The 25,807-nt window shown below is 68.2% G+C and carries 30 protein-coding genes; 15 read left to right on the top strand and 15 right to left on the bottom strand.

Going from position 1 to position 25,807, the window contains the following annotated elements:
- Positions 1 to 164: 164 nt before the first annotated feature.
- The 8 genes from petA to AC1RRW_RS00475 all read left to right on the top strand — a co-directional run bounded on the left by petA (position 165) and on the right by AC1RRW_RS00475 (position 7,679).
- Positions 165 to 713, top strand: coding sequence for a ubiquinol-cytochrome c reductase iron-sulfur subunit (gene petA / locus AC1RRW_RS00510; protein ID WP_492899019.1), 549 nt, complete (start codon positions 165 to 167; stop codon positions 711 to 713).
- A gap of 56 nt (positions 714 to 769) precedes the next feature.
- Positions 770 to 2,053, top strand: a complete 1,284-nt coding sequence (locus AC1RRW_RS00505) for a cytochrome b (protein WP_492898121.1) — start codon at positions 770 to 772, stop codon at positions 2,051 to 2,053.
- Between the two features lie 7 nt (positions 2,054 to 2,060).
- Complete coding sequence (locus AC1RRW_RS00500; protein ID WP_492898119.1) at positions 2,061 to 2,942, top strand: cytochrome c1; 882 nt, start codon at positions 2,061 to 2,063, stop codon at positions 2,940 to 2,942.
- 138 nt (positions 2,943 to 3,080) lie between these two features.
- Complete coding sequence (locus AC1RRW_RS00495) at positions 3,081 to 3,959, top strand: S-methyl-5'-thioadenosine phosphorylase (protein WP_492898117.1); 879 nt, start codon at positions 3,081 to 3,083, stop codon at positions 3,957 to 3,959.
- A gap of 73 nt (positions 3,960 to 4,032) precedes the next feature.
- Positions 4,033 to 4,560 carry an adenine phosphoribosyltransferase gene (locus AC1RRW_RS00490; protein ID WP_492898115.1) on the top strand — a complete coding sequence of 176 codons (528 nt, stop codon included), beginning with the start codon at positions 4,033 to 4,035 and terminating at the stop codon, positions 4,558 to 4,560.
- A gap of 5 nt (positions 4,561 to 4,565) precedes the next feature.
- Positions 4,566 to 5,675 (top strand): S-methyl-5-thioribose-1-phosphate isomerase, encoded by a 1,110-nt coding sequence (mtnA, locus tag AC1RRW_RS00485; RefSeq protein ID WP_492898113.1) that lies wholly within the window; start codon positions 4,566 to 4,568, stop codon positions 5,673 to 5,675.
- A complete protein-coding gene (locus tag AC1RRW_RS00480; protein ID WP_492898111.1) occupies positions 5,672 to 6,316 on the top strand; it encodes a class II aldolase/adducin family protein in 645 nt (214 codons plus the stop codon). Before mtnA ends, AC1RRW_RS00480 begins: the two co-directional genes overlap by 4 nt.
- Before the next feature lie 52 nt (positions 6,317 to 6,368).
- Positions 6,369 to 7,679, top strand: coding sequence for a sensor domain-containing diguanylate cyclase (locus AC1RRW_RS00475; protein ID WP_492898109.1), 1,311 nt, complete (start codon positions 6,369 to 6,371; stop codon positions 7,677 to 7,679).
- Here AC1RRW_RS00475 and AC1RRW_RS00470 read toward each other — a convergent pair whose 3' ends face one another.
- The 11 genes from AC1RRW_RS00470 to AC1RRW_RS00420 form a co-directional block, all read right to left on the bottom strand.
- Positions 7,680 to 8,702: a MaoC family dehydratase gene (locus tag AC1RRW_RS00470; protein ID WP_492898107.1), complete on the bottom strand. Its 1,023-nt coding sequence runs from the start codon at positions 8,700 to 8,702 to the stop codon at positions 7,680 to 7,682. It lies immediately after the preceding gene.
- A gap of 12 nt (positions 8,703 to 8,714) precedes the next feature.
- On the bottom strand, positions 8,715 to 9,812 hold the full coding sequence (gene ychF, locus AC1RRW_RS00465; protein ID WP_492898105.1) for a redox-regulated ATPase YchF: 1,098 nt from the start codon (positions 9,810 to 9,812) through the stop codon (positions 8,715 to 8,717).
- Between the two features lie 7 nt (positions 9,813 to 9,819).
- Positions 9,820 to 10,263 (bottom strand): PIN domain-containing protein, encoded by a 444-nt coding sequence (locus AC1RRW_RS00460; RefSeq protein WP_492898103.1) that lies wholly within the window; start codon positions 10,261 to 10,263, stop codon positions 9,820 to 9,822.
- 301 nt (positions 10,264 to 10,564) lie between these two features.
- Positions 10,565 to 11,179: an aminoacyl-tRNA hydrolase gene (gene pth / locus AC1RRW_RS00455; RefSeq protein ID WP_492898101.1), complete on the bottom strand. Its 615-nt coding sequence runs from the start codon at positions 11,177 to 11,179 to the stop codon at positions 10,565 to 10,567.
- A 99-nt stretch (positions 11,180 to 11,278) separates the two neighbouring features.
- Complete coding sequence (locus tag AC1RRW_RS00450) at positions 11,279 to 11,911, bottom strand: 50S ribosomal protein L25/general stress protein Ctc (RefSeq protein WP_492898099.1); 633 nt, start codon at positions 11,909 to 11,911, stop codon at positions 11,279 to 11,281.
- Positions 11,912 to 12,037: 126 nt separating this feature from the next.
- Positions 12,038 to 12,442, bottom strand: coding sequence for a type II toxin-antitoxin system VapC family toxin (locus AC1RRW_RS00445; RefSeq protein ID WP_492898097.1), 405 nt, complete (start codon positions 12,440 to 12,442; stop codon positions 12,038 to 12,040).
- Entirely contained in the window at positions 12,439 to 12,690 is a 252-nt protein-coding gene (locus tag AC1RRW_RS00440) for an AbrB/MazE/SpoVT family DNA-binding domain-containing protein (protein WP_492898095.1), read from the bottom strand. The genes AC1RRW_RS00445 and AC1RRW_RS00440 overlap by 4 nt, the downstream gene beginning before the upstream one ends.
- A gap of 46 nt (positions 12,691 to 12,736) precedes the next feature.
- The gene (locus AC1RRW_RS00435) at positions 12,737 to 13,300 is read right to left on the bottom strand and encodes a VUT family protein (protein WP_492898093.1); all 564 of its coding nucleotides are present in this window, start codon (positions 13,298 to 13,300) and stop codon (positions 12,737 to 12,739) included.
- Complete coding sequence (gene queC, locus AC1RRW_RS00430; protein ID WP_492898091.1) at positions 13,297 to 14,019, bottom strand: 7-cyano-7-deazaguanine synthase QueC; 723 nt, start codon at positions 14,017 to 14,019, stop codon at positions 13,297 to 13,299. Before queC ends, AC1RRW_RS00435 begins: the two co-directional genes overlap by 4 nt.
- Positions 14,020 to 14,027: 8 nt before the next feature.
- Positions 14,028 to 14,972 carry a ribose-phosphate pyrophosphokinase gene (locus tag AC1RRW_RS00425; RefSeq protein ID WP_492898089.1) on the bottom strand — a complete coding sequence of 315 codons (945 nt, stop codon included), beginning with the start codon at positions 14,970 to 14,972 and terminating at the stop codon, positions 14,028 to 14,030.
- Positions 14,973 to 15,146: 174 nt separating this feature from the next.
- Positions 15,147 to 15,683: a hypothetical protein gene (locus AC1RRW_RS00420; RefSeq protein ID WP_492898087.1), complete on the bottom strand. Its 537-nt coding sequence runs from the start codon at positions 15,681 to 15,683 to the stop codon at positions 15,147 to 15,149.
- Between the two features lie 188 nt (positions 15,684 to 15,871).
- Here AC1RRW_RS00420 and AC1RRW_RS00415 point away from each other — a divergent pair, with 188 nt between their 5' ends.
- From AC1RRW_RS00415 to AC1RRW_RS00390, 6 genes are all read left to right on the top strand, one after another.
- Positions 15,872 to 16,171: an accessory factor UbiK family protein gene (locus AC1RRW_RS00415; protein WP_492898085.1), complete on the top strand. Its 300-nt coding sequence runs from the start codon at positions 15,872 to 15,874 to the stop codon at positions 16,169 to 16,171.
- A 302-nt stretch (positions 16,172 to 16,473) separates the two neighbouring features.
- Positions 16,474 to 16,980, top strand: a complete 507-nt coding sequence (locus AC1RRW_RS00410) for a type III secretion system chaperone family protein (RefSeq protein WP_492898083.1) — start codon at positions 16,474 to 16,476, stop codon at positions 16,978 to 16,980.
- A 179-nt stretch (positions 16,981 to 17,159) separates the two neighbouring features.
- Positions 17,160 to 17,981, top strand: coding sequence for a pyrroline-5-carboxylate reductase (proC, locus tag AC1RRW_RS00405; protein ID WP_492898081.1), 822 nt, complete (start codon positions 17,160 to 17,162; stop codon positions 17,979 to 17,981).
- Positions 17,982 to 18,047: 66 nt separating this feature from the next.
- The gene (locus tag AC1RRW_RS00400; RefSeq protein WP_492898079.1) at positions 18,048 to 18,800 is read left to right on the top strand and encodes a TetR/AcrR family transcriptional regulator; all 753 of its coding nucleotides are present in this window, start codon (positions 18,048 to 18,050) and stop codon (positions 18,798 to 18,800) included.
- Between the two features lie 114 nt (positions 18,801 to 18,914).
- Positions 18,915 to 20,885, top strand: a complete 1,971-nt coding sequence (locus AC1RRW_RS00395) for a methyl-accepting chemotaxis protein (RefSeq protein WP_492898077.1) — start codon at positions 18,915 to 18,917, stop codon at positions 20,883 to 20,885.
- Positions 20,886 to 20,895: 10 nt separating this feature from the next.
- Positions 20,896 to 21,255: a tRNA-binding protein gene (locus AC1RRW_RS00390; RefSeq protein ID WP_492898075.1), complete on the top strand. Its 360-nt coding sequence runs from the start codon at positions 20,896 to 20,898 to the stop codon at positions 21,253 to 21,255.
- A 159-nt stretch (positions 21,256 to 21,414) separates the two neighbouring features.
- Here AC1RRW_RS00390 and AC1RRW_RS00385 read toward each other — a convergent pair whose 3' ends face one another.
- On the bottom strand, positions 21,415 to 22,110 hold the full coding sequence (locus AC1RRW_RS00385; RefSeq protein ID WP_492898073.1) for an alpha/beta fold hydrolase: 696 nt from the start codon (positions 22,108 to 22,110) through the stop codon (positions 21,415 to 21,417).
- A gap of 206 nt (positions 22,111 to 22,316) precedes the next feature.
- Entirely contained in the window at positions 22,317 to 23,240 is a 924-nt protein-coding gene (gene gcvA / locus AC1RRW_RS00380) for a transcriptional regulator GcvA (RefSeq protein ID WP_492898071.1), read from the bottom strand.
- Positions 23,241 to 23,345: 105 nt separating this feature from the next.
- Between gcvA and AC1RRW_RS00375 the strand changes: the two genes are divergently transcribed.
- The gene (locus AC1RRW_RS00375; protein WP_492898069.1) at positions 23,346 to 23,588 is read left to right on the top strand and encodes a DUF1127 domain-containing protein; all 243 of its coding nucleotides are present in this window, start codon (positions 23,346 to 23,348) and stop codon (positions 23,586 to 23,588) included.
- Here the strand turns inward: AC1RRW_RS00375 and AC1RRW_RS00370 are convergent.
- Both AC1RRW_RS00370 and AC1RRW_RS00365 read right to left on the bottom strand, forming a co-directional pair.
- Entirely contained in the window at positions 23,572 to 25,008 is a 1,437-nt protein-coding gene (locus AC1RRW_RS00370; RefSeq protein ID WP_492898067.1) for an ATP-binding protein, read from the bottom strand. The genes AC1RRW_RS00375 and AC1RRW_RS00370 overlap by 17 nt on opposite strands.
- A gap of 5 nt (positions 25,009 to 25,013) precedes the next feature.
- Entirely contained in the window at positions 25,014 to 25,742 is a 729-nt protein-coding gene (locus AC1RRW_RS00365) for a response regulator (protein WP_492898065.1), read from the bottom strand.
- Between the last annotated feature and the right edge of the window lie 65 nt (positions 25,743 to 25,807).

The raw sequence follows: 25,807 nt of genomic DNA, 5'->3' as shown, positions 1-25,807 counted from the left end.
ATAGTAGACTTCGTCCAAACTGCATGCCAAAGAGCGCGCCAGTGACGCGCCGCCGCATTGCAGCGTGCGGTGCCTGCTCCTATGCAGGAGCTCTGGAGTTGAATTGAAAGCCTTCCAAGGCTTGCGGCACAGCAGGGGATCGGATCGTGGCCCAACCGACCAATATGGCAGCGACAGGCGCGGCGCCGACCGAAGGCACGCGGCGCGACTTCCTGGTTCTGGCGACAGGCGCCGCCGGCGTCGTCGGCCTCGGCGCCGTCATCGTGCCGCTGGTCAGCCAGCTCGCGCCCGACGCGCAGACAATCGCCGCCGGCGCGCCGATGGATGTCGATCTCGCGCCGATCGCGGAAGGCCAGGCGATCAAGCTGTTCTGGCGCGGCAAGCTGATCTTCGTGCGTCACCGCACGCAGAAGGAGATCGATGAGGCGCGAGCCGTCAATGTCGCGACCCTGCCCGATCCGCAGACCGACCAGGCCCGCGTCAAGGAAGGAAAGGCGCAGTTCCTCGTCGTCTACGGCAACTGCACCCATCTCGGCTGCATTCCGCTCGGCAATTCGCCCGGCGATCCCAGGGGCGATTTCGACGGCTGGTTCTGCCCCTGCCACGGCTCGCACTACGATTCCTCGGGCCGCATCCGCAAGGGCCCGGCGCCGCTCAACCTGCCGGTGCCGCCCTATGCGTTCACGGCGGACACCAAGATCAAGATCGGCTGAGGCATGCCTGCCTTCGCCTTTCCCCATCCCGATGAGACAGCCCTGAGGCATTCATCATGAGCGGCCACAGTTCCTATAATCCCAAGACCGGCTTCGAGCGCTGGCTCGACGCGCGTCTGCCGATCGTGCGGCTCGCGCATGACTCCGCCGTCTCCTACCCGGTCCCGCGGAACCTCAACTACTTCTGGACCTTCGGCGGCATCCTGATGTTCATGCTGGTGGCGCAGATCGTCACCGGCATCATCCTGGCGATGCACTACACGCCGGAATCGAAGATGGCGTTCAACTCCGTCGAGCGCATCATGCGCGACGTGAACTATGGCTGGCTGCTGCGCTACCTGCATTCCAACGGCGCCTCGATGTTCTTCATCGCGGTCTACATCCACATGTTCCGCGGGCTCTATTACGGATCGTACAAGGCGCCGCGCGAAGTGCTCTGGATTCTCGGCGTGGTGATCTTCCTACTGATGATGGCGACCGCCTTCATGGGCTACGTCCTGCCCTGGGGCCAGATGTCGTTCTGGGGCGCGACCGTCATCACCAACCTGTTCTCGGCGCTGCCGGTGGTCGGCGAGACGATCGTGACCTTCCTCTGGGGCGGCTACTCGGTCGACAATCCGACGCTGAACCGCTTCTTCTCCCTGCACTATCTGCTGCCGTTCATGATCTTCGGCGTGGTCATCCTCCATGTCTGGGCGCTGCACCATGTCGGCCAGAACAATCCGACCGGCGTCGAGGTGAAGAACGTCCAAAAGGACACCGTTCCGTTCACGCCCTATGCGACGATCAAGGATCTGTTCGCGATGGTGTGCTTCATCTTCGTGTTCGCCTATTTCGTCTTCTACCAGCCCAACTTCATGGGCCATGCCGACAACTACATTCCCGCCAATCCGGCCGTAACGCCGCCGCAGATCGTGCCCGAATGGTATTTCCTGCCGTTCTACGCCATTCTTCGGGCCATTCCCGACAAGCTCGGCGGGGTCATAGCCATGTTCGCCGCCATCGCCGTGCTGGCTTTCCTGCCCTGGATCGACACCTCCAAGGTCAAGTCGATGAGCTACCGCCCGGTCGCGAAGGTGCTGTTCTGGGCCTTCGTCGTGGTCTGCATCATCCTCGGCTATCTCGGCGCGATGCCGGCCGCGGAGCCCTATGTCACCTATTCGCGGATCTTCACGGCGCTTTATTTCGGCTTCTTCGCGGCCCTGTTCGTCATCGGCCTGTTCGAGAAACCGCTGACCCTGCCGACCTCGATCGCCGATTCCGTGCTGGGCGCGATGCAGGGCGGCTCCGGCGCGCGCATGGCCACGGCCGCCGCTTCAGAACCCAACGCCAAGGGCTGACGAAACCATGACCATCTCTTCGTTTCGTGCGGCCGTGCTCGGCCTTGCAACCGGCCTCGCGCTCGCGGTCGCCACGGCGCCGGCCCTGGCGGCCGGCGGGGGCGTCGCTCCCCCGGCCCAGAGCTGGTCATTCTCGGGGCCGTTCGGCAAATTCGACCGGGCGCAGCTGCAGCGCGGCTTCAAGATTGTCAAGGAGGTCTGCGCCAACTGCCATTCGATGTCGCTGATGCGCATCCGCAACCTGTCGCAGCCCGGCGGGCCGGAATTCACGCCGGGCCAGGTCGCCGCGCTGGCCGCGACCTATACGGTCAAGGACGGCCCCAACGAGACCGGCGAGATGTTCGACAGGCCGGGCCGCCCGGCCGACGCCTTCCCGGCGCCCTTCGCCAACGAGCAGGCGGCGCGCGCGGCCAATGGCGGCGCCTATCCGCCCGATCTCTCGGTGCTGGCCAAGGCGCGCACCTATGGGCGCGGCTTCCCGCGCTTCATCTTCGACATATTCACGCAGTATCAGGAGCAGGGTCCCGACTACGTTCACGCCCTGATGATCGGCTACAAGGATCCTCCGCCGGACGGCGTAACCCTGCTGCCGGGCCAGTACTACAACACCTACATGCCCAACTTCCTGATCGCGATGCCGCAGCCGATCCAGGACGGCCAGGTCGAGTTCCCCAAGACGGCCGACGGCAAGCCGCAGGTGCCCGAGACGGTCGATCAGTACGGCAAGGACGTCGCCGCCTTCATGATGTGGATGGCCGAGCCGCATCTGGAGGCGCGCAAGCGAACCGGCCTGCAGGTGATGCTGTTCCTGCTCGTCTTCGGCTCGTTGCTCTACTACACCAAGAAGAAGGTCTGGTCCCGGATGCCCGACGGCTCCCCGGCGCACTGAGATCGCCGATCGTCGCGAAAGGCCCCGGAAACGGGGCCTTTTTCTTGGCCAGCGCCTATTGCTTGCCGCGCCCTGGCCGGCTTGTCACAACCGTCACGAGAGCCTGATCCTGCCGGGCTTGGACAGAGGATTCGCGACATGACCAAGGCCGTTCTGGGAATCATCGGCGGATCGGGCATCTACGATCTGCCGGGCCTGACCGACAGGCGCGAGGAGGCGATATCAAGCCCCTGGGGCGAGCCCTCGGACGTGCCGCGGCGCGGGCGGATCGGCCAGACGGAGATCGTCTTCCTGCCGCGCCACGGCCGCGGCCATGCGATCCCGCCCTCCGGGATCAACTACCGCGCCAATATCGACGTGCTGAAGCGCGCCGGCGTCACCGATCTCGTCTCGCTCTCGGCCTGCGGCTCCTACAAGTCCGAGCTCTATCCCGGCCTCTTCGTCATGGTGGACCAGTTCGTCGACCGGACCTCGCGGCGCGAGAGTTCGTTCTTCGGCAAGGGCTGCGTCGCCCATGTCTCGTTCGGCCATCCGGTCGGTCCCGCCTTGCAGGCGCGCCTCGTCGCGGCGGCGAAGGCCGAGAACCTCGCTCATGTGAAGGGCGGCACGCTCGTCACGATGGAGGGGCCGCAATTCTCGACGCTGGCCGAATCGCTGACCTACAAGGGCCTCGGCTACGACCTGATCGGCATGACGGCGATGCCGGAGGCCAAGCTCGCCCGCGAGGCCGAGATCACCTACGCCACCGTCGGCATGGTCACCGATTTCGACTGCTGGCACGAGGAGCACGGCGCGGTCGACGTCGCGGCGGTGGTCGCGGTGCTGCACGGCAACGCCGAGAAGGCGCGCCGTCTGGTGGCGCGGCTCGCGGCCGATTTCCCGGCCGAGCGCGAGCCCTGTCCGGCCGGTTCGCACAACGCGCTCGACACGGCGATCATCACCGCGCCCGAGTTCCGCGATCCGGCGCTGCTGGCCAAGCTCGACGCCGTGGCGGGGCGGGTGCTGAAGGGGGCCTGACGAGCGTGCCCTTGACGCGGCTTCGCCGAGGCCCGACCAAGGCTGCCGAAGCCCTGCGCCCGAGACGATCGCCATGAACCTCGCCGACGCCATCCGCGCGATCCCGGATTATCCCAAGCCCGGCATCGTCTTTCGCGACATCACCACGCTGCTCGGCGACGCGCGCGCCTTCCGCCGCACGGTCGACGAACTGGTGCAGCCCTTCGCCGGTCTGAAGATCGCCAAGATCGCCGGCATCGAGGCGCGCGGCTTCATTCTGGGCGGGGCGGTGGCGCACCAGCTCTCGGCCGGTTTCGTGCCGGTGCGCAAGAAGGGCAAGCTGCCGCACAAGACCGTCAGGGTCAGCTACCAGCTCGAATACGGCGCCGACGAGATCGAGGTTCATGAGGACGCCGTCGGCCGCGGCGAACGCGTGCTGCTTGTCGACGACCTGATCGCGACCGGCGGGACCGCCGAGGCCGCGGTCAAGCTCCTGACCAGCCTCGGCGCCGAGGTGGTCGCGGCTTGCTTCATCGTCGACCTGCCCGATCTCGGCGGGGCCGACAGGCTCAGGGCGCTCGGCCTGCCGGTGCGCACGCTGGTCTCCTTCGGCGGACACTGACGATCATGAAGATCAACGGCCAGCCCTACCGCACGATCCGGCTCGCGCAGGATGGCTGGCGCGTCTGCGTCATCGACCAGACGCGGCTGCCCTTCCGCTTCGAGACCGTGACGCTCGGCTCGGCCGAGCAGGCCGCGACCGCGATCACGACGATGATCGTGCGCGGCGCCCCGCTGATCGGCGCCACGGCCGCCTATGGCGTGGCGCTGGCGATGCGGCTGGACGCCTCGGATGCCGCGCTGGATGCGACGCTGGCGCTGCTCGGCGCGACGCGGCCGACCGCCGTGAACCTGCACTGGGCGCTGGCGCAGATGCGGGGCGTGCTGGCGCCGCTGCCGCCCGCCGCGCGGGAGGCCGCGGCCTATGCGCAGGCCGGCGCGATCTGCGACGAGGACGTCGCGCTCTGCCGCGCGATCGGCGAGCACGGCCTGCCGCTGATCCGCGCCGCGGCAGCGCGCAAGCCTGCCGGCGAGCGGGTCAACATCCTGACCCATTGCAACGCCGGCTGGCTCGCCACCGTCGACTGGGGCACGGCGCTGGCGCCGATCTATCGCGCCCATGACGCAGGGATTCCCGTCCATGTCTGGGTCGACGAGACCCGGCCGCGCAACCAGGGCGCGGCGCTGACCGCCTATGAGCTCGGCGGCCATGGCGTGCCCCACACGGTCGTCGCCGACAATGCCGGCGGGCATCTGATGCAGCGGGGCCAAGTCGACATGGTCATCGTCGGCACGGACCGCACCACCGCGAGCGGCGATGTCGCCAACAAGATCGGGACCTATCTCAAGGCGCTGGCCGCGCATGACAACGGCGTGCCGTTCTATGTCGCGCTGCCCTCGCCGACGATCGACTGGAGCCTTGGCGACGGCGTCCGGGAAATCCCGATCGAGGAGCGCCCGGCCCGCGAGGTGACGCATCTGTCCGGCCTCGGCGACAATGGCGAGGTTGCGCAGCTCCGCATCGTCGCGCCGGGCAGCGAGGCGGCGAATCCGGCCTTCGACGTGACGCCGGCGCGCCTCGTCGCGGGACTGATCACCGAGCGCGGCGTCGCGCCCGCGACGCGCGAGGGACTGGCGAGGCTCTTCCCGGATCTGGCGAGCGCGGTGGCGGCATGAGCGAGACCGAACTCCGGGTCGAGATCGTCGCGGTCGCGCAGGCGATCGACAAGGCGGGTTTCTGCCCGTCGAAATCCGGCAATGTCTCGGCGCGCTTCGGCGCTGGGCTGCTGATCACGCCGTCCGGCCTGCCCTATGCCCGAACGACGCCGGACGACCTGATCCATCTGTCGCTCGACGGGGACGTGCTGGCGGGACCGGGCAGGCCTTCCTCCGAATGGCCGTTCCACACCGAGATCTACAAGGCGAGGCCGGATGCGCGGGCGATCGTCCACACGCATTCGCCGCGCGCGACCGCGCTGGCCTCGACGCGGCGCGGCGTGCCGGCCTTCCATTACATGATCGCGCTCTGCGGCGGGCCGGATATCCGCTGCGCCGACTACGCCACCTTCGGCTCGGCCGAACTGGCCGCCAATGCGGTCAGGGGGCTGGAGGGCCGCAAGGCCGTGCTGCTCGCCAATCACGGCGTCATCGCGCTCGGCGGCTCGCTGGCCGGCGCGCACCAGATCGTGGCGGAAGTCGAAAACCTCGCCGGGCAGTATCTCGACATCCTCGCCTCGGGACTGGAGCCGGTCATCCTCGATGCCGAGGAGATGGCGCGGGTCAGCGCGAAGTTTGCAGGTTACGGCAAGGTCGGATGATCCGAGCGATGCGTCTTACCGCTTGTTAAGGCGTCTGGGCTAATGACGGAGCATGAAGCTCTCGTCGCGCTATCTGCACGATTCGCTCGACATGCTTGGCATCGGCGCCTGCGAGTACGATGCCGCGATGAAAGCCGTTGCCTGGAACAAGACGTTCCTGCGGTTCTTCCCCGAAGACGACGGCGTCATCTTCGTCGGCGAATCCTATCGGGACAATCTGCTGCGCTTCTACCAGGGCCGCCTCTCGCCGGAGGAGATGCCGGAGATCGAGCGCTACGTCACCGAGGGCGTCGCGCGCCACGCCAACCAGACGCAGCCTTTCGAGTTCATCCATCACGGACGCCGGCTGCGGGCCTCGTCGCTGCGTGCGCCGGACGGCAGCCGGGTGCGCATGTGGCAGTGGCTCGACAGCCGGAGCCAGACCGGCGCGCCGGCCGATTTCGCGGCACCGGTCATCGAGGCCCTGTCCTTCATCCCCGACGGCGCGACGGTCCTCGATGCGGGCGATCGCATCATGGCGGCGAACGAGGCCTTCCGGCAGCTCTACGACCTGCCGCATGGCGCTCCCGTCGTCGGCCGCACGCTGGACGAGATCATCGCGTGGTGCTGGCGGGATGGCGCGCCGGCCGGCGCCTGGCGCGCCGCGATCCGCAACGGGCTGCGCTATGACGGAGCGCCCTTCGAGATCGAGTTGCCGGGCCGGCGCTGGCTCAGGGTGGTGGCGCGCCACAGCGCCGACGGCGTCGGCTTCTTCACCCATGCCGACATCACGGCGGCCAAGCGCCAGCAGATGGAGCTGCTGGAAGCGCAGGAGGCTCTGCGCCGCGCCAATGCGGCGCTGGCGGAGCTCGCCGAGACGGACGGGCTGACGGGCCTCGCCAACCGCCGGCGCTTCGTCGCGGAACTTGCCCAGGCGGTCGCCCTGCCGCAGCCGCTCGCGCTCATGATGATCGACGTCGATCACTTCAAGTCGATCAACGACCGCTTCGGCCATCTCGCGGGGGACGCCTGCCTGAAGGTGATCGCGCAGGTGGTGGCGAACCGGGCCGCGCCGGCCGGGGGCCTGGTGGCGCGGATCGGCGGCGAGGAGTTCGGAGTGCTGCTGCAGGGCAGTGGGATCGCCGCTGCCCGCGAGATCGCGCTTGCCATCCGCCGTGCGCTGGCGACAGCGCCCTGGTCCCTGGTCCATGCGGAATTCAGCGGCGCGACGGTTTCGATCGGCCTTTGCGCCGGCGAAGCTCCGCTCGACGGCACCGCTCTCCATGCCTGCGCCGACGAGGCGCTCTATGCCGCCAAGCGCAACGGCCGCGACCGGATCGAGATCGCGGGCCTGCCGGCGTCGCCGCTGCGTCGCGCCGGCTGATCAGGTCTGGAGCCCGGAGCTGCGCTCGACGAAGGCGCAGCCGTCGAAGCTGAAGACCTCCTCGCCATGCTGGTTGACGCCGGTGTTGTGGTGGAAGAACAGGCCCCATCGCGGGCGCGAGGCGCTGGCGCGGGTGTCGGCCATCCTCGAATGATAGGTGACGCGGTCTCCCGCGAAGACGGGCTTCGACCAGCGCAGGTTCCTGTAGCCGGGCGAGGGGCCGAGACGCGGCGCGCGCTCCGGCCCGCGCGCCGCGACCTGGCGCTTGCGGTGCTCGACCATGGCCGCCATCCAGACCGAAGCGGTATGCCAGCCCGAGGCCGCTAGCCGGCCGAACGAGCTCTGGCGCGCCGCCGCCTCGTCCATGTGGAAGGGCTGCGGATCGAAGGAGCGGGCGAAGGCGACGATCTCGTCCGCCGTGAAGACGAAGCTGCCGAGCTCGTAGCTCTTGCCGATCTCCATCTCCTCGAAGAAGCGCGCCGGCTCCGCCGGGCCCGCGGGCGCCTCCAGCGGACTCAGCGCCACTGGGGCGACATAGCGCGGCGAATGGCCGAGCCAGTCGCCGGGCTGCCGGCTGAAGGCGGAGCCCCGGCGCGCGAACATGATCCAGTTGGTCTGCTCCAGCACCGGCTGGCCATGCTGGTTCAGCAGCTCGAAGCGGAAGCGCACCAGCCCCATCTCGGGACGCGAGCGCGAGGCCTTGGTCTCCAGCACGGTGCGTCTCGCGGCCAGGGTGTCGCCGGGCCTGACCGGACGCAGCCATTTCACCTCCTCGATGCCCGGCGCGCCCATGCCGGCGGAATCGAGGATGAAGGTCTCCGCGATCAGCCGCATCAGCAGCGAGCAGCTGTGCCAGCCGGACGCGATCAGCTCGCCGACGAAGCTCGCCCTCGCCGCCTCCGGGTCGGTGTGGAAATCCTGCGCGTCGTAGCGCCCTGCATAGGCGAGGATGTCGTCCCGGCTGACGCTCAGGCTGCCGGCGCCGACCGTGTCGCCGACCACGAAATCCTCGAAATGCAGCATCGGCCCGGAGCCTCAGTTGGCGAAGCGGAAATGCAGCACATCGCCGTCGGCGACGACGTATTCCTTGCCCTCGAGCCGGAACTTGCCGGCCTCGCGCGCGCCGGCCTCGCCCCTGTTGGCGATGTAGTCGGGATAGGCGATCGTCTCGGCGCGGATATAGCCCTTCTCGAAATCGCTATGGATCACTCCGGCGGCTGCCGGGCCCTTGGTGCCGGTCTCGATCGTCCAGGCGCGGGCCTCCTTCGGGCCGACGGTGAAGTAGGTCACGAGCCTGAGCAGGGCATAGCCGGCGCGGATGACGCGGTTGAGACCGGGCTCTTCCAGCCCGACGGCCTCCAGATAGTCCTTCTGGTCGGCGGCGGGCAGCACCGCGATCTCGCTCTCGATCTTGGCCGAGACGACGACGGCGACGGCGTTCTCCTCGGCGGCGCGCATCTTCACGATCTCGGAGAAGGCGTTGCCCTTGTCGGCGCTCGCCTCCTCGACATTGCAGACATAGAGCACGGGCTTGGAGGAGAGCAGGCCGAGCATCTCGAAGGCCTTGCGCTCAGCCGTCGCGACCCGGACGAGGCGGGCGGGCCTGCCCTCGCGCAGCAGCACGAGGCAACGGTTCATCAGCTCGGCCAGTTCCCTGGCGTCCTTGTCGCCGGTCCTGGCCTTCTTCTCCAGCGGCAGCACGCGCTTCTCGAGGCTTTCGAGATCGGCCAGCATCAGCTCGGTCTCGATGATCTCGATGTCGTTCAGCGGCGCGACCTTGCCCTCGACATGGGTGATGTCGCCATCCTCGAAACAGCGCACGACATGGGCGATGGCGTCGCATTCGCGGATATTGGCGAGGAACTGGTTGCCCAGTCCCTCGCCCTTTGAGGCGCCGCGCACGAGGCCGGCGATATCGACGAAGGTCAGCCGCGTCGGGATGATCTCCTTCGAGCCCGCGATCGCGGCGAGCTTCTCCAGCCGGTCGTCGGGCACCGCGACGTCGCCGACATTGGGCTCGATCGTGCAGAACGGATAGTTGGCCGCCTGCGCGGCAGCCGTCTGCGTCAGCGCGTTGAACAGGGTCGACTTGCCGACATTCGGCAGGCCGACGATACCGCATTTGAAACCCATGGTGGCGTCAGTTCGCTTTGAGAAAGGCGTCGGGATCGACTCGGAAGGGGTTGATGATGGTGAGGGGACCTAGGACTCGGCCATGCTGCATGTCTTCGCTGAGGAAGACGTCACAGTCCAGCATTTGGGCGGCTGCCAGCAATGTGCAGTCGAACCAGCCGTAGCCGGTTGCCACCCTGACGTCCCAGGCTCTCTCCAACGTGTCGAAATCGAGAGGCGTCTCGCCCCACTCTCGCAAGACGGCCGCCTGCTCCCGAACATCATCTGCCGAGAGTTCAGGCAACTTACGAAGCGCGACGTGGCAGAACTCGTTGATCACCTGCAGATTGATCGTCGGCAGCCGGCGACGCGCTATTCTGCTCAGCCATATCGCCGACTGACTCTGCTTCACCGGCTGCCGGAGATCGTAGGTGTAAAGGATCACGTTCGTGTCGATGAAGAAGGTGGTCATCGTAAATCTCGGTTCGCGTCGGCAAGCGACCGTTCTCGTCGCTCAAATTCCACTTCGGACCCGCTAGGAACCGCTCCATCGCCTCGCAAGGCGACAGCGTCCGCCCGAGCCTGTTTTCGATCAGCTCGGCCGTGAAGCGCGACATGCTTTTGTTGTCCTTGGCCGCTGCCACGCGCAGCCGGGACACGACGTCGTCAGGCAGGGTTATCGTCAGATTCTTCATCGCCGAAACTCCAACACCTACGATATCGTGTTTCCGTGTTCTCGTGTCAACGCGCTTGGCGTGTCATCGGGCTCTGCTTCAATCGCCGGCCTTCTCGCCCAGCCGCTTCACCGCGCCATGGCCGCGCGCCTCCATGAACAGATGCACCTTGTTCTGGAAGCCGGCATCGTCATGGGCGGCGAGCAGCGCGGCGTTGTCGGCGCAGGCGGTGCAGATATCCTCCACCCAGGGCCCCTCGGCCTTGCCGAAGTCGTTCAGCACATAGGCGTGGACGAGCTCCTTCAGGCCGGGATGGCCTATCCCCATCCGGACGCGGCGATAATCGTTGCCGATCGCGGCCGTGGTCGAGCGCAGGCCGTTGTGGCCGGCATTGCCGCCGCCGAGCTTCACCCGGAGCTTGGCCGGCGCGAGGTCGAGTTCGTCATGGAAGACGATCACGTCGCCCGGTTCGACCTTGAAGAAGCGCGCCGCCTCGCCGATCGCCCGGCCCGACTCGTTCATATAGGTCTGCGGCTTGAGCAGGATCATCTTCTCGTCGCCGATCGTCGCCTCGCAGGTCTCGGCCTGGAAGCGCGCGCGCCAGGGCGAGGCGCGGTGGCCGCGCGCGATCGCCTCGACCGCCATGAAGCCGATATTGTGGCGGTTGCGGGCATGGCGTGAGCCCGGATTGCCGAGGCCGGCGAAGATCAGCATGCGAAGGTCAACATGGCTGCGGTTCCGGATAGCAAAACGGCCGGGAAACCCGGCCGTCTCGGTTCGTCTTCGCGAGGAAAGAGCGTCGCGGGACGCCGATCACTCCTTCGGCTTGGCCTCGGCGACCGGGGCGGCCTCGACGGTCTCGGCCGGCTCGTCGACCTCTTCGGCCATCGGCGGCACGATCGTGACGATGGTGGCGTCGGAGCCGATGGTCAGCTTGGCGCCCTTGGGCAGCTTGATCACGCTGGCTTCGACCGCGTCGCCGATCTCGAGACCTGCCACGGAGACCTCGAAGAACTCCGGGATAAGCTCCGGCTCGACGTCGATCTCGAGCGAATGCTCGACGATCTGCACGGCGCCGCCGTTCTTGATGCCGGGCGAGGCGTCCTGGCCGATGACGTGGATCGGGATCTCGACCGTGATGGTCTGGCCCGCCGCGACGCGCAGGAAGTCGACATGGATCGGGAAATCCTTGACCGGATCGAGCTGGTAGTCGCGCGGGATGACGCGCTGCGTCTTGCCGGCGACGCTGATCTCGAACAGCGTGGTCAGGAAGTGGCCGCCATAGATCATCAGGCGGGTCTTGTTGGCGTCGAGCGCGATCGCTTCGGGAGCGGCGCCCCCGCCATAGATCACGGCGGGTGTCAGGCCTTGACGACGAACTGCACGGGCGGCCCCCTTGCCGACCTGCGCGCGCGCCGAAGCCTCGATTTGCTTCACGGCGGTCATGGTGTGGTTCCTACTGCAAAAGACAAGGCCGCCACGCGGCGGCCGTTTCGGTTCAGCGCCCATGCCTCCAAGGGTGTCAGTCGGGCGCTGGCAGGCTCATATGGGAAAAGGCAGGACGAGGCAAGATCAGCCTTGGGCAGGCAGCCGAGCCGCCTGGCCTTGAGCAACGAGCAGCCGCACCGCTTTTCGATCGAAGGAGACGAAGGTTCCGCCGCCCAGCCGCCGCCCTTCATGCGCGATGACCGCGTCGGCAAAATCGCCGCCGTCATCGAGCATGGCCAAGCCGGCCTCGATTGCTCCGCGCTCGGCCACGATCTTGGGCTGCTTCATCAGCTCTCGGATCGCAGCCGCCAATTCGTGTTGCGGCAAACCGTATTGTGACGAAAGAACCCAGCAAGCTTCGCACAGCGTCGGCAATGTCAGAATGATATGTTCGGCTCGCTCGAACTCAGACTCGGCGAGACGCGCTTGCGCCGGATCATCCCCGGTCAGCGTGCGAACGAGCAGATTGGTATCGGCGATGATCCTCACCGCTCTCCAGCCCAGCCTTTCGCCGTCGCCTCATTGATCTCTTCGATCGTCAGGCAAGGCTGGCCCGGCCGTTTCAGAATCCCGAAGATATCCGAAATCTTGCCGGTCTTGCGTTCTGCGCGCACGCTAAGCCCGCCATCAGGCAGCTTTTCGACCTTGACCTTCTGGCCGGGCTCGATGCCGAGATGTCGCAGGAACTCCTTGCGCAGAGTCACCTGCCCTTTGGCCGTCACCGTCAGAGTGCTCATCGCTGGCTCCTCCTGGACGGCAACGTAAGGCGTCACTGCCTTACCTTCAAGCCGCCACAAGCCCCAGCCGCTCATCCCGCCGGCGCAGCAGATGCATCAGCGGTAGCGCCAGCAACACCATCCAGGCCTTGCCGATGATCTGGCCGGAGAGATAGTCGAGGCTGCCGAAGGCGAGCTGCAGGAAGACGACCGAGTCGATGACGAGGCCGATAACGCTGGAGGCGAACACCGCCGTGACGAAGCGGCGCTTCTGCAACGGCGTGTAGACCGCGAAATCCGCCAGCTCCGAGAGCAGGAACGCGGCGACCGAGGCGACCACGATCGCCGGTGGGGCGAGAAAACCGGAAATTGCCGCGCCCGCCAGGATCGCCAGCAGCGCGACCTTGGGTCCGAGCCGGCGCTGGACGATGTCGCGCAGCACGAGCCCGAGCCCGATCATCAGCACACCGCTCGGGGCCTTGATGCCGGGCCAGACCGGCACGAGGCAGGGGCCGTTCGGCACGCAAACCGTGCCGGCATTGCCGATCAGCCAGTTCGCGGCGGGGATGGTCAGGGCGAAAAGCGCCAGCGCGATCAGGCCTTCGCCGCGGCGCTGCTGGTCGAGAGTCATAGGTCCGGTCCGGTGTCGTCTGGTGCGATGAGAAAAGCGGCATGGCCTTTCGCACGCAACTCGCAGGCCGGGCAATGGCCGCAGCCGAAACCCCAGCCATGTCGTGCGGTCCGGTCGCCGAGATAGCAGCTATGGCTGTCCTCGATCACGAGATCGAGCAGCCGCCTGCCGCCGAGCGCCCGCGCCAGCGCAAAGGTCTGCGCCTTATCGCGCCACATCAACGGGGCATGCAGCACGAGGCGGCGATCGAGGCCCAGGCTCAAGCTCACCTGCATCGCCTTGATCGTGTCGTCGCGGCAGTCGGGATAGCCGGAATAGTCGGTCTCGCAGACGCCGAGCACGATGTGCTTGGCGGAGCGGCGGTAGGCGATGGCGGCGGCGAAGCTCAGGAAGATCAGGTTGCGGCCGGGCACGAAGGTGGTCGGCAGGCCGGTCTGCGCGAAGGCGATCTCGCTGTCGCGGGTCAGGGCCGTGTCGGAGATCGCGCCGAGCGCGGTCAGGTCGACGAGATGGTCGGGACCGAGGCGCGCGGCGTAAGCGGGCGATAGGGCGGGGAGCCTGTCGCGGATCGTCAGCCGGCAGTCGAGCTCGACGCGGTGGCGCTGGCCGTAGTCGAAGCCGACGGTCTCGACGGCCTCGAACCGCTCCAGCGCCCAGGCGAGCGCGACGGTCGAATCCTGGCCGCCGGAGAACAGGACGAGGGCGCGGCCGGCGCTCACGGCCGCGCTCAGTCGAACAGGCTGGAGACGCTCGACTCGGCCGCCGTGCGCTCGATCGCCTCGCCCATCAGCTGCGCGATCGAGATGACGCGGATGTTGCGCGCCACCTTCACGGCCTCGGTCGGCATGATCGAATCGGTGATCACCAGTTCCTTGAGCTTGGAATTGGCGATGCGCGCCACGGCGCCGCCGGAGAGCACGCCATGGGTGATGTAGGCGTAGACCTCCTTGGCGCCCTGGTCGAGCAGGGCCTCGGCGGCGTTCACCAGCGTGCCGCCGGAATCGACGATGTCGTCGAGCAGGATGCAGGAACGCCCCTCGACCGTGCCGATGATGTTCATCACCTCGGATTCGCCCGGCCGGTCGCGGCGCTTGTCGACGATGGCGAGCTGGGCGTCGATGCGCTTGGCGAGCGCACGCGCCCGGACCACGCCGCCGACATCAGGCGAGACCACCATGGCGTTCCTCCAGTCGAGCCGCTCCTTGATGTCGCGCGCCATCAGCGGCGCGCCGAACAGATTGTCGGTCGGGATATCGAAGAAGCCCTGGATCTGGCCGGCATGCAGGTCGAGCGTCAGCACGCGGTCGATGCCGGCATGGGTGATCAGGTTCGCGACGAGCTTGGCCGAGATCGGCGTGCGGCCGGACGCGCGCCGGTCCTGCCGCGCATAGCCGAAATAGGGGATCACCGCCGTGATGCGCTTGGCCGAGGAGCGCCGCGCCGCATCGGTTATGATCAGCAGCTCCATCAGATGGTCGTTGGTCGGAAACGAGGTCGACTGAATGATGAAGACATCCTGCCCGCGCACGTTTTCCTGGATCTCGACGAAGACTTCCATGTCGGCGAAGCGCCGGACCGAGGCTTTCGCGAGGGGGATGCCGAGATGGGCGCAGATCGCTTCCGCAAGCGGCTTGTTGGAATTGCCGGCGACGACTTTGATCGAAGAGGGCATGCCGGGGCGCACCGTTGGGTCTGGCGGGGCAGGAACCGGGCGAGCCGGCTCAATTCGAACGGCTCTTAACAGTGCGATGACGGCGAGTCGACCGCTGCACTGCAACAGCAGCCGTCAAGTTCCGGCTATCCTCAATGCTTTTGCGTGTAGCGCGCGGCCAGACGCGTTTGCCGGTCAGCGCGCGGCGGCCGTCCTGGCGCCCGCGGGCTTGGCCTTCTCGCCGGGCTTCAGCGTCTCGACGGCCGGCGTCGTCACCAGGAAGCCGGCGATCGCGTCCATCGACTCCGACGCGGCCTTGGCGACGACCGTCTGGTCGATGCCGGCCCAGGGGTCGGAGCCGCCGCCGCGCTTGCCGAGGCTTTCGCCCTGGACGCGCTGGGCGCGTTTCTTAGACTCGTCGTAGACGTCCCAGACGAAGGCGAGCGCGGTCTGGCCGTCCTCGGTCGGCTGGGCGGTGAGATAGCCGCGCACCCGGAAGCGGGCCGGCTTGTCGCCGGGCACGATCTCCATCCGGCGCTCGGCCGCGGCCTCGCCGAGCAGGTTTGCGAAGCTGCTCGTCACCGCATCGGGCGCGCCGGTGATGCTCTGGACGGAGACGGGCACGCCCGGCGCATCGACGCGGGGGCGCTGGGCGGTGGTGGTTTCCTGGCAGCCTGCGAGCGCAAGCGCGGCCAGCGGCCCCAGGACGAGGCCGCTCGAAAACTTCGTCATGACGCGTCCCGCCTGTTTTTCGGTACGGGTTGGTAGTCCCTGCGACGCCTCTTTTAGGCTCAACGAACGACAAGGTCCAGATCGGGCAGGGCGGCCCTTCGAGCCAACGGCCGGCGGCAATTGCACCTGCCGTTTTTCTCCCCCATATCTCCGCCAGCAGAACGCAGCGCCTGCTCCGGAGCATCGCCATGGTCACCACCAGCAACCGCATCCTCGACGACATCGCCCGTCTCGCCACCGACGCCGCAGGCGCGGCGCAAGGCGTGCGCCGCGAGGTCGAGACCGTGGTGAAGACGCAGATCGAGCGGCTGCTGCGCGACATGGACGTCGTCGCGCGCGAGGAGTTCGAGGCGGTGCGCGAGATGGCGCTGCTGGCCCGCGAGGAGAACGATCGACTCGCCGCCCGTCTCGCCGCGCTGGAGGCCGGCCAGCCCAGCCCCAACCCTGCCGGGTCCGAAACTGCCGAGTCCAAGCCCGCCAAGCCCTGAGATCGGCGCATCCACAGGCAAGCGCTGTGGACAGAGTTGCGAGCGGGGATTGAGCCGCGGCCCCGAATCCGGGGAGCGTGCCGCCTGTGTTGGGAGCGTCACAGCGCCTGCGCTATCGTCGAGGAAGAGAGGCGATTCGCCGGCCGGGCCTGTCCGAGGGCCCACCGGCGAGGTGAGGGCGATCGTCAGGATCCGGCCGTCACAGTCATGGTTGCGTGCTTTCGCTTTTCCAGTCGCCGTGTTCCCGTTCTCGAACGCGCCGGTCCGGGTTCAAGCCGGTCCCGGCAGTTGGACCCTAGGGCATGATGGACCTTGATCTGGACGCCGAAATCGATCGGCCTTCCAACCCTCTCGATCTGATCGAACGACTTGCCGCTCTGAACGACTGGACCTTCGACCGCGACAGCGACGACGAGCTGTCCGTCGCCGTCACCGGGGGCTGGTCGGACTACCATGTCGCCATCACCTGGCTGGCCGAGGTCGAGGCGATCCACATCGCCTGCGCCTTCGACCTGAAGGTGCCCGACCGCCGCCGGCCCGAGGTTCTGCAACTCGTCAGCATGGTCAACGAGCAGCTCTGGCTCGGCCATTTCGACCTGTGGAGTTCGGAGAACGTGGTGATGTATCGCCATGCGCTCCTGCTCTCGGGCGGCGCGGAACCGACCGACGAGCAGGCGGCGGCGCTGATCAAGGCCGCGATCGACGCCTGCGAGCGCTATTTCCAGGCCTTCCAGTTCGTCGTGTGGGCCGGCAGGACGGCGAAGGAAGGGCTGGAGGGCGCGATGCTGGAGACCGTCGGCGAGGCGTGATTCCCGTCATGGCCGGGCTTGTCCCGACCATCCACGTCTTCGGCCGGGCCCGCCGCGGCGTCGCAAGGCGTGGATGCTCGGCACGAGGCAGGGCATGACGGAAAAGACGCCGCGCTTGCCCCGGCGGGAGGCGCGCCTTAGGACGGTCGCCTTGGCCACCAGCACCCGAGAATCCGCCCATGTCCGCTCCCCTGCCGCAATCGCTCGTCCTCATCGGCGCGGGCAAGATGGGCGGGGCGATGCTGGAGGGCTGGCTCAGGATCGGACTCGATCCGGCCGGGATCAGCCTGATCGACCCGAAGCCATCCGATGACATGGTCGCGCTGGCGAACGAGAAGGGCATGGCGCTGAACCCGGCGGCCGACGCGATCGCGCCGGCCGAGGTCGTCGTGCTCGCGACCAAGCCGCAGATGCTCGACACCGCCGCGCCGGCCGTGCAGGCCTTCATCCACCCGAAGACGCTGCTGATCTCGGTGCTCGCCGGAAAGACGCTGGGCGATCTCTCGGCGCGACTGCCCAACGCCAATGCGGTGGTGCGCGCCATGCCGAACCTGCCGGCGTCGGTGCAGCGCGGCGTCACGGCGGCCGCGCCCGGACCGGGCGTCAGCGCGGCGCAGCGCGCCCTGACCGATGCGCTGCTCGGCAGCGTCGGCAAGGTCGAATGGCTCGACGACGAGGCCCTGATCGACACCGTCACCGCCGTCTCGGGCTCCGGTCCGGCATACGTCTTTCACCTGGTCGAATGCCTGTCGGCGGCGGGCGCGGCGGCGGGCCTGCCGCCCGACATCGCCGAAAGGCTGGCGCGCGCCACCGTCGAGGGCGCGGGCGAAATGCTGTTCCAGTCGCCGCTGCCGCCCTCGACGCTGCGCCAGAACGTCACCTCGCCGGCCGGCACCACGGCCGCCGCGCTCGAGGTGCTGATGGCCGATGACGGCCTGAAACCCCTGATGGTCAAGGCCGTGGCTGCCGCCAAACGTCGCGCCGGCGAGCTTTCCGGCTGATCGGCCTTTCACAGGCCGCGATCAAGGCCTAGCTTCTCCTCATCGCGTCGCAAGAGGAGAAGTCTCATGGCCCGCAGACCCGCTTCCCCGAGTTCCGCAGAGCCCGCGGCGAAAGCCGCGCCCGCCGATCCGCGCAAGGCGGCGATCGAGGCGCTGATGCGGCTCGCCGCCTCCCGGCCCTGGGACCAGATCGAGCTCGGCGACATCGCCGCCGAGGCCGGCCTGTCGCTTTCGGCGCTGCGCGGACTCTTCCCCTCCAAGCTCGCCATGCTCGGCGGCCTCGCCCGCATCGTCGACGACGCCGTGATGGCGGGCGCATCCGACGATCTCGCGGCCGAGCCGGTGCGCGAGCGCCTGTTCGATCTCGTGATGCGCCGGCTCGATGCGCTGACGCCCTACAAGGAAGGCCTGCGCCGGATCACGCCGGTGGTCAGGCGCGACCCGCTGACGCTCGCCGCGCTCAATCGCGGCGCCGTCAACTCCTGGCGCTATATGCTGGCCTCCGCCGGGATCACGACCGAGGATGCGCTGGGCTCGGTCCGGGTCCAGGGCGCCGCGCTGCTGATGGCGCGCGTCACCGAGGTCTGGCTCCATGACGACGAGCCCGCGCTGTCGAGGACGATGGCCAGGCTCGACCGCGAGCTGAAGACCGGCGGGGCGATCATGGCGCGCATCGAGGACGTCCATCGCCTGACCGCGCCGCTGCGCGGGCTGGCGCGCGCGCTGTGCAGCGGCCGGCGGCCGCATATCCGCCGCCGCGAGCGGGCCGGCGACGACTGGCGCGGCGAGGACCGCGACGACTACGCGCCCGCGATCTGAAAGCCCGGTCGCTGCCCGCCCCAGAGGGCGGGTTAAGCGACATGGTTAAGCGTTAAACGAACATTAGCCATTTACGGCGGATTGTGGGGAATCTCACGCCGTCAGGGGCCGTTAATGTCCGTTTTCCAGAAGCTCAAAGTCTTGTCGATCGGCCGCTCGTTCGGGCTCGTCGCCGCATTGGCCGTGGTCATCGCCGTCGGCGGCGTGGGCTATACGCTGATCGAGGCCCGAGGCCAGATGATCGAATTCAAGCGCGCGGAGATCAAGAACTCGGTCGACGCCGCCACCGCGACGGTGAATGCCTACGTCGCCCGCGCCGCGAAAGGCGAGCTGAAGGAAGCCGATGCGAAGAAGATGGCGATCGACGCCATCTCGAACGCCCGCTTCGACAACGGCAACTACTATTTCATCATCGACTACAACGGCATCAGCGTCTCGCACGCCAACAAGAAGATCGAGACCACCGACATGAAGCCGCTCAAGGACTCGAGCGGCAAGTTCTTCGTCCAGGACATGATCGCGATTGCCAAGGGCAAGGGCGCCGGCTTCATCGACTATGGCTGGATCAAGCCCGGCGACAAGGAGCCCTCGCTGAAGATCTCCTATATCACCGCGATCCCGCAATGGCAGTGGACAGTCGGCTCCGGCCTGCACGTGCAGGATGTCGACGCCGCCTTCATGGGCATGGCCGGAGAAGTCGCCAAGGTGCTCGCGCCGCTCGGCCTGCTGATGCTCGGCCTCGTCGTCTTCCTGAGCCGCCGCGCCTCCTCCATGCTGTCCTCGCTGTCGGGCACGATGAGCGGACTCGCCGCCGGCGACCTGCAGACGCAGATCGCGCATCAGGACCGGCCCGACGAGGTCGGCGCGATGGCGCGCTCGCTCGTCGTCTTCCGCGACGCCGCGCTGGCCAAGGGCGAGATGGAGGCCGACAAGGCCCGCGTCGAGGAGCAGGCCAATTCCAGCCGCGAGGCCGCCGAGGCCGAGCGCCGCCGCAACGAGGCCGACCGCTCCGATCTGGCGCGGATGCAGGAGGGCGTGGTCCGGTCGCTCGGCCATGGCCTGGAGCGCCTGGCCGAGGGCGACCTGACCTACCGCATCGACGAGGCCTTCTCGGCCGACTACGCCAAGCTCAAGGACGATTTCAACACCGCGATCGGCAAGCTGCAGGAGACGATGCGGCAGATCGCGACCAACACCGAGAGCATGAAGGCAGGCTCGATCGAGATCAGCCAGGCCGCCGACGACCTCGCCAGCCGCACCGAGCAGCAGGCCTCCTCGGTCGAGGAGACCGCGACCGCGCTCGACGAACTGACCGCGACCGTGCGCCAGACCGCCGAGAGCGCCCGCCTCGCCAGCCAGGCGACGAGCCAGGTCAAGACGGAAGCCGAGCAGTCCACCACAATCGTGCGCGACGCCGTGCTGGCCATGGGCGGCATCGAGAAATCGGCCGACGAGATCTCGCAGATCGTCGGCGTCATCGACGAGATCGCCTTCCAGACCAACCTGCTGGCGCTCAACGCCAGCGTCGAGGCGGCGCGCGCGGGCGACGCCGGCAAGGGCTTCGCGGTGGTCGCCTCCGAGGTGCGCGCGCTGGCGCAGCGCTCGGCCGAGGCCGCCAAGGAGATCAAGGGCCTGATCACCGCCTCCAATGTCGAGGTCGAGAAGGGCGTCACGCTCGTCGGCCAGACCGGCAGCGCGCTGCAGCGCATGGCCGAGGAGATCGCCAGGGCGACATCGCTCGTCGCCGAGATCGCCAGCGCCGCGCAGGAGCAGGCGACAGGCCTCCAGGAGGTCAACACCGCCGTCAACGAGATGGACCAGGCGACGCAGCAGAACGCCGCCATGGCCGAGCAGTCGACCGCCGCAGCCCATTCGCTGTCGCAGGAGGCCGACCGGCTCGGCGCGCTCGTCTCGCGCTTCAGCCTCGGCGCCGACACGGGCGGCCTGAAGGCGATGGCGCAGACGATGCGCGCGGCAGTCGCGCCGCGCCCGGTCAAGGCGGCCGCCGCGCCCGTTCCCGCCTATAACGGCGGCGCGGCGACGGCGCGCAAGCTCGACCACGACAAGGGCTGGTCCGAGTTTTGAGCGCAGGATCATGAGCGCCCCTCCCGAGCCCGCCGCCCCGATCGGCTTCGACGATTTCCTCAAGGTCGACATCCGCGTCGGCACCATCGTCGAGGCCGCTCCCTACCCCGAGGCGCGCAAGCCCGCGCTCAAGCTCACGATCGATTTCGGCGGCACGATCGGCCGGAAGAAATCCTCCGCCCAGATCACGAAACACTATCGGCCGGAGGACCTGCCCGGCCGGCAGGTGCTGGCGGTGGTGAACTTTCCGCCGCGCCAGATCGGCAAGTTCATGTCGGAGGTGCTGACGCTCGGCATGCCTGACGGGGACGGCGAGGTCGTGCTGATCGGGCCGGGGCTGCCGGTGCCCGATGGCGGGCGGATGTTCTGAAGCGCATCGGCAGACGCGTTCAGGCGGCCGATCGCGACAGCGGCGCGACATCGATCTCCGCCTCTCGCGCCCGACCGCGAGCGAGGTCGAAGGCCATCTGCATCCTGAGCCAGGGCTCGGCGCAAACGCCATCTGCCCGATGGCGAGCGGATGTTTGGATCAGCGCAGCGAACCCGCAAACCCCGTGATCGCGGCGATCACTGCACCCTCGCGGCCGACGAAGCCGTGATAGGCCCGCGCCTGGCAGGGATTGCCGGTCGAGCTGCCGCCGTCGATCCAGACGAGCCGCGCCTTTCCTCCGGCCCATTGCTGGAAGGCGACCGCCGAATCCGGCGTCGTCAGCCGGCAGCCGTCCTGGCGGTGATGGATCAGCAGGGTCGGCGGCAGGCTCGCTGGACTGCCGATCGTCCTGCGGGCGTCGTCGAGCATGGCCGAGGCGAAGACGACGCCGTCCGGCCTTTGCGGCAAGGTGCCGGCGACCTTGAGCGCGCCCCGGCTCATCGCCACGACGATGACGCGCGGCGCGATCGTCCGCATCAGCTCCACCGCCTTGGCCGGATCGGCGCCGGCGTCGAGCGTGATCGAGGCGATCCCACTGCGCAGATAGGCGGCGCGCGTCCGCACGATCCAGTTGCCCTCGCGCTGGACGCTGCCGTCGCCGCCGATGCCGATATTGCCGTCGCCGCCGGTCAGCAGCACGAGCCCGGCGCGGGCCTTGCCGGCCGGCTTGTTGAGCAGCGCCTTGCCGCCGCCGAAGAAACCGCCGCCGAGATCGACGACCTCCTCGGCGCGGGCGGGCGCGGACATCGCCGCCAGCACGAGGCCGATCGTCAGCGCAAGGATCGTTCGCGACATGATGGTCCCTCGTCTGGCGGCCTTGACCTATGGGCATGTTAGGGGTGGTGCGAGACCGTGTCCATCGCGGCCGGCGCGCGCCGTCAGCCCGCCGCCGGCCAGATCGTGACGCCGGCCGGGCTCCAGCTCTCGCCGAAGCTCAGGGCCTTGATCGATCTGCGGTCGAGCGCCTGCCGAAGCGGGCTCCGATCGGAGGGGAGGCCTGATCAACGCAGATTGGCGTGCCGGGCGGCCTCCTCGATGATCCAGCCGCGGAACGCCGCGACGCCCGGCCTGTCCACTGATGCCTCGGGATGGACCACATAATACTGGTAGGCGCCGGGCAGCTGCTGCGGGAAGGGGCGCACGAGGCGTCCGGCTTCGAGATAGTCGCCGATCAGGGCGCTGGTCGCCAGCGCGATGCCCTGGCCTGACGCCGCGGCCTGCAGGGCGAGGAAGGTGTGCGAGAAGCGCGGGCCATGCGTCGCATCGATGTCGTCGACCTCGGCGAAGGCGAGCCATTTCGCCCAGGTCACATATTCTGGGATGCCATCCGCGAGCTCGTGCAGAAGCGTGTGGCGGCGCAGGTCGGCGGGTTCGCGCAGCGGGCGCGCCGGATCGCCGAGCAGCGCCGCGTTGCAGACCGGAAAGAAGCTCTCCGTCATCAGCAGCTCCGAGCGCAGGCCCGGATAGGAGCCCTGGCCGTAGCGGACCGCGACATCGACATCCTCGCGCGCGAAATCGGTGAGGTGCAGCGAGACCGAGATGCGCACCTCCAGCTCTGGATGGCGCTGCTTGAGCGAGCCGAGCCGCGGGATCAGCCAGCTCAGCGCGAAGCTCGGCATGGTGCTGACCGTCAGGACATTGGTCGAATCCGGCCGCAGCGCCCGGGCGGTGACCTCGTCGAGCTGGTCGAGCACCTGCGAGATCGAGGCGGCATAGCGCCGGCCGAGGGCCGTCAGCGCGACGCCCCTGCTCGGCGCCCGGACGAAGAGGGCGCGCCCCAGCCAGGCTTCGAGCGCCTTGACCCGCTGGCCGACGGCGCTGGCGGTGACGGCGAGCTCGTCGCCCGCCCGCTCATAGTTGAGATGCCGCGCGGCGGCCTCGAAGGCGCGCAGCGAGGTCAGGGGCGGCAGGTGGCGACGGACCATCGTAAGGCCAAGTTCTGCTTGGGTTGAAGCGAAGATGTTCTCATTTGCTTCGCAGGGCCGCAAGTTCCAGATTTACAGGCATGGAACTCGTAGCAGGAGGCCGTGATGCCGGCCAGGATCGCCACAGAAAATCTTTTGTTGTCGGCCTCTCATGGGGCGCATGGGCTGACCGGGCTGTTGCTTCGCTTCGAGGACTGGCTGGCGCAGCGGGCCAGCGCGCGCACGCTCTATCGCATGGACGACCGGGCGCTCTCCGACATCGCGCTCTCACGCAGCGACGTCGAGCGGGTGAACGAGACGGCGCGCAAGGCGTTGTGGCGGCACGAGCCGGTCACATCGGCAACCTGACCGTCGCGCGCAGGCCGCCGAGCGGCGAATCGCCCAGGATGATGTCGCCGCCATGGGCGCGGGCGACGTCGCGGGCGATGGCGAGGCCTAGGCCCGTGCCGCCCGAATCGACGTTGCGGGCCTCGTCGAGACGGAAGAACGGGCGAAAGACCTCGTCGCGCTGCTCGGGCGCGATGCCGGGCCCGTCATCGTCGACCATCACGATCAGATAGCGCGCGTCATGGGTGGCGCGGATGGCGATGCGGTCGCCGAAGCGCGCGGCGTTCGAGACGAGATTGGTCAGCAGCCGGCGGAAGGCGGCGGGCCGGATCACCACCAGCGGGTCGCCGACCACGGCGAGTTCGGTCTGGTGGCCCTGGCGCTCGGCGTCGGCCTTCAGATCCTCCAGCAGCGAGCGGATATCGCTCTCGACAGGGGCCTCGCCGGCGTCGCCACGCGCGAAGGCGAGATAATCCTCCAGCATGCGGCTCATCTCGTCGACGTCTTTTTCGAGAGCGTCGATCTCGGCCGAGCGTTCCAGCAAAGCGAGCGAGAGCTTGAACCGGGTCAGGATGGTGCGCAGGTCGTGGCTGACCCCGTTCAGCATCGTCGTGCGCTCGCCGATGGCGCGTTCGACGCGGCGCTTCATCTCGATGAATGCGTTGCCCGCGCGGCGGACCTCGCGCGCCCCGCGCGGGCGGAAATCGGCGTCGCGGCCCTTGCCGAAGGCCTCGGCCGCGTCGGCCAGCCGCAGGATCGGCCGGATCTGGTTGCGCAGGAACAGCACCGCGATGGTCAGCAGGATCAGCGAGGTGCCGATCATCCAGATCAGGAAGATGTGGCTGTTCGAGGCATAGGCCGCATTCCGCCGCGTCAGCACGCGCATCACGTCCTTGTCGAGCTTGATCCGGATCTCGATCAGGCTGGAGCGGCCGACGGTATCGAGCCAGAAGGGTCGCGCCACCTGCTGCACCAGTTCGGCCGAGAGCGCCGAATCGAGCAGCGAGAAGAAGGGTCGGGGGCCGGGCGCCGGCAGGTCGGCGTCGGGGATGATGTCGACGTCCATGCCGAGCCGCGCCTCGGCGATCTGCACGAGCACGCTGGCGTCCGCATCCTGCGGATAGCGCTCGTAGATGTCGATCAGCATGGCGATGTCGGCCGCGACGGCCGAGGACAGACGCTGCGTCACGAGCTGCCAGTGCCGCTCCATGAAGACATAGGCGATCACCGACTGCAGCAGCACGACCGGCGCGATGACGATGACGAGCGCGCGCGGGTAGAGCCCCTTCGGCATCCAGCGTCCGGTGATGCGCAGCGGCCGGTCGGCGACCCTGAGCGCGGGTTTGATCCTGCGGTTGAGCGCATGGCCGAGACGGGCGAGCCGCCCGAGCAGGGCGCCCGCGCCCCTCGTCAGCTTCGCTCGCCCGGCCTGCATCGTCATCCGGCTCAGGCCCTGTCCGTGACGAGCCGGTAGCCGACGCCGCGCACGGTCTGGAGGTAGAGCGGGTCGGCCGGATCGCGCTCAATCTTGCGGCGCAGCCGGTTCATCTGGACGTCGACCGTGCGGTCGTTGGCGCCGGCGCCCTGCGCCGCCAGATGCTCGCGCGGCATCACCTCGCTCGGGCGCTCGGCGAGCGCGGTCAGGATCTCGCGCTCGCGCTCGGTCAGGCGGATCATCTCCTCGCCCTTGCGCAGTTCGCCGCGCCCCAGCCCGTAGATGAACGGCCCGAAGCGGACGAAGTCCGGCCGCGCCGCCGACTGGCCGGCATCGGGCAGTTGCATGCGCTTGAGGATGTTGCCGAGCCGCAGCAGCAATTCGCGCGGCTCGAAGGGTTTGGCGAGATAGTCGTCGACGCCGATCTCCAGCCCGCTGATCCGGTCCTTGGAATCGGCGCGGGCGGTCAGCATCAGGATCGGCAGCTCGGAATCGCCGCGCAGCCGGCGGGCGAAGTCGAAGCCGTTCTCGCCCGGCATCATGATGTCCAGCACCATGGCGTCGAAGACGAGCTGCGACAGCCAGGTGTCGGCCTCGGCCGCGTTGGCGGCCGTGGTGACGCGGTAGCCGTGGTCGCCGAGGAAGCGCGCCAGCAGGTCGCGCAGGCGGCGGTCGTCATCGACCACCAGGATGTGGGGCGCCTCGTCGGGAAGCGGTTTGCGCACTGCCTGCGAAGCCATTCGCGCCGGTCTCCTCGCTGCGGCGCGGGGTGCGCCGTTCCAGGGTCTGAGGCCTTGATAGCACA

Source organism: Allobosea sp. GW821-FHT12C12 (assembly GCF_058807355.1).
The sequence above is the reverse complement of the archived record's forward strand: the minus strand, read 5'-3'. Positions and strand labels throughout refer to the sequence as shown.

What these genes read in the sequence shown, in the direction of transcription:
- AC1RRW_RS00365 (WP_492898065.1), bottom strand. Translation starts at nt 25,742, where the DNA reads ATGGCTTCGCAGGCAGTGCGCAAACCGCTTCCCGACGAGGCGCCCCAC.
- AC1RRW_RS00370 (WP_492898067.1), bottom strand. Translation starts at nt 25,008, where the DNA reads ATGACGATGCAGGCCGGGCGAGCGAAGCTGACGAGGGGCGCGGGCGCC.
- AC1RRW_RS00470 (WP_492898107.1), bottom strand. Translation starts at nt 8,702, where the DNA reads ATGCTGCATTTCGAGGATTTCGTGGTCGGCGACACGGTCGGCGCCGGC.
- AC1RRW_RS00490 (WP_492898115.1), top strand. Translation starts at nt 4,033, where the DNA reads ATGAACCTCGCCGACGCCATCCGCGCGATCCCGGATTATCCCAAGCCC.
- ychF (WP_492898105.1), bottom strand. Translation starts at nt 9,812, where the DNA reads ATGGGTTTCAAATGCGGTATCGTCGGCCTGCCGAATGTCGGCAAGTCG.
- AC1RRW_RS00435 (WP_492898093.1), bottom strand. Translation starts at nt 13,300, where the DNA reads ATGACTCTCGACCAGCAGCGCCGCGGCGAAGGCCTGATCGCGCTGGCG.
- AC1RRW_RS00385 (WP_492898073.1), bottom strand. Translation starts at nt 22,110, where the DNA reads ATGTCGCGAACGATCCTTGCGCTGACGATCGGCCTCGTGCTGGCGGCG.
- AC1RRW_RS00375 (WP_492898069.1), top strand. Translation starts at nt 23,346, where the DNA reads ATGCCGGCCAGGATCGCCACAGAAAATCTTTTGTTGTCGGCCTCTCAT.
- AC1RRW_RS00395 (WP_492898077.1), top strand. Translation starts at nt 18,915, where the DNA reads ATGTCCGTTTTCCAGAAGCTCAAAGTCTTGTCGATCGGCCGCTCGTTC.
- AC1RRW_RS00425 (WP_492898089.1), bottom strand. Translation starts at nt 14,972, where the DNA reads ATGCCCTCTTCGATCAAAGTCGTCGCCGGCAATTCCAACAAGCCGCTT.
- AC1RRW_RS00410 (WP_492898083.1), top strand. Translation starts at nt 16,474, where the DNA reads ATGATGGACCTTGATCTGGACGCCGAAATCGATCGGCCTTCCAACCCT.
- AC1RRW_RS00390 (WP_492898075.1), top strand. Translation starts at nt 20,896, where the DNA reads ATGAGCGCCCCTCCCGAGCCCGCCGCCCCGATCGGCTTCGACGATTTC.
- AC1RRW_RS00475 (WP_492898109.1), top strand. Translation starts at nt 6,369, where the DNA reads ATGAAGCTCTCGTCGCGCTATCTGCACGATTCGCTCGACATGCTTGGC.
- AC1RRW_RS00400 (WP_492898079.1), top strand. Translation starts at nt 18,048, where the DNA reads ATGGCCCGCAGACCCGCTTCCCCGAGTTCCGCAGAGCCCGCGGCGAAA.
- gcvA (WP_492898071.1), bottom strand. Translation starts at nt 23,240, where the DNA reads ATGGTCCGTCGCCACCTGCCGCCCCTGACCTCGCTGCGCGCCTTCGAG.
- AC1RRW_RS00420 (WP_492898087.1), bottom strand. Translation starts at nt 15,683, where the DNA reads ATGACGAAGTTTTCGAGCGGCCTCGTCCTGGGGCCGCTGGCCGCGCTT.
- AC1RRW_RS00440 (WP_492898095.1), bottom strand. Translation starts at nt 12,690, where the DNA reads ATGAGCACTCTGACGGTGACGGCCAAAGGGCAGGTGACTCTGCGCAAG.
- pth (WP_492898101.1), bottom strand. Translation starts at nt 11,179, where the DNA reads ATGCTGATCTTCGCCGGCCTCGGCAATCCGGGCTCACGCCATGCCCGC.
- proC (WP_492898081.1), top strand. Translation starts at nt 17,160, where the DNA reads ATGTCCGCTCCCCTGCCGCAATCGCTCGTCCTCATCGGCGCGGGCAAG.
- AC1RRW_RS00450 (WP_492898099.1), bottom strand. Translation starts at nt 11,911, where the DNA reads ATGACCGCCGTGAAGCAAATCGAGGCTTCGGCGCGCGCGCAGGTCGGC.
- AC1RRW_RS00495 (WP_492898117.1), top strand. Translation starts at nt 3,081, where the DNA reads ATGACCAAGGCCGTTCTGGGAATCATCGGCGGATCGGGCATCTACGAT.
- AC1RRW_RS00505 (WP_492898121.1), top strand. Translation starts at nt 770, where the DNA reads ATGAGCGGCCACAGTTCCTATAATCCCAAGACCGGCTTCGAGCGCTGG.
- AC1RRW_RS00480 (WP_492898111.1), top strand. Translation starts at nt 5,672, where the DNA reads ATGAGCGAGACCGAACTCCGGGTCGAGATCGTCGCGGTCGCGCAGGCG.
- AC1RRW_RS00500 (WP_492898119.1), top strand. Translation starts at nt 2,061, where the DNA reads ATGACCATCTCTTCGTTTCGTGCGGCCGTGCTCGGCCTTGCAACCGGC.
- petA (WP_492899019.1), top strand. Translation starts at nt 165, where the DNA reads ATGGCAGCGACAGGCGCGGCGCCGACCGAAGGCACGCGGCGCGACTTC.
- AC1RRW_RS00415 (WP_492898085.1), top strand. Translation starts at nt 15,872, where the DNA reads ATGGTCACCACCAGCAACCGCATCCTCGACGACATCGCCCGTCTCGCC.
- mtnA (WP_492898113.1), top strand. Translation starts at nt 4,566, where the DNA reads ATGAAGATCAACGGCCAGCCCTACCGCACGATCCGGCTCGCGCAGGAT.
- AC1RRW_RS00460 (WP_492898103.1), bottom strand. Translation starts at nt 10,263, where the DNA reads ATGACCACCTTCTTCATCGACACGAACGTGATCCTTTACACCTACGAT.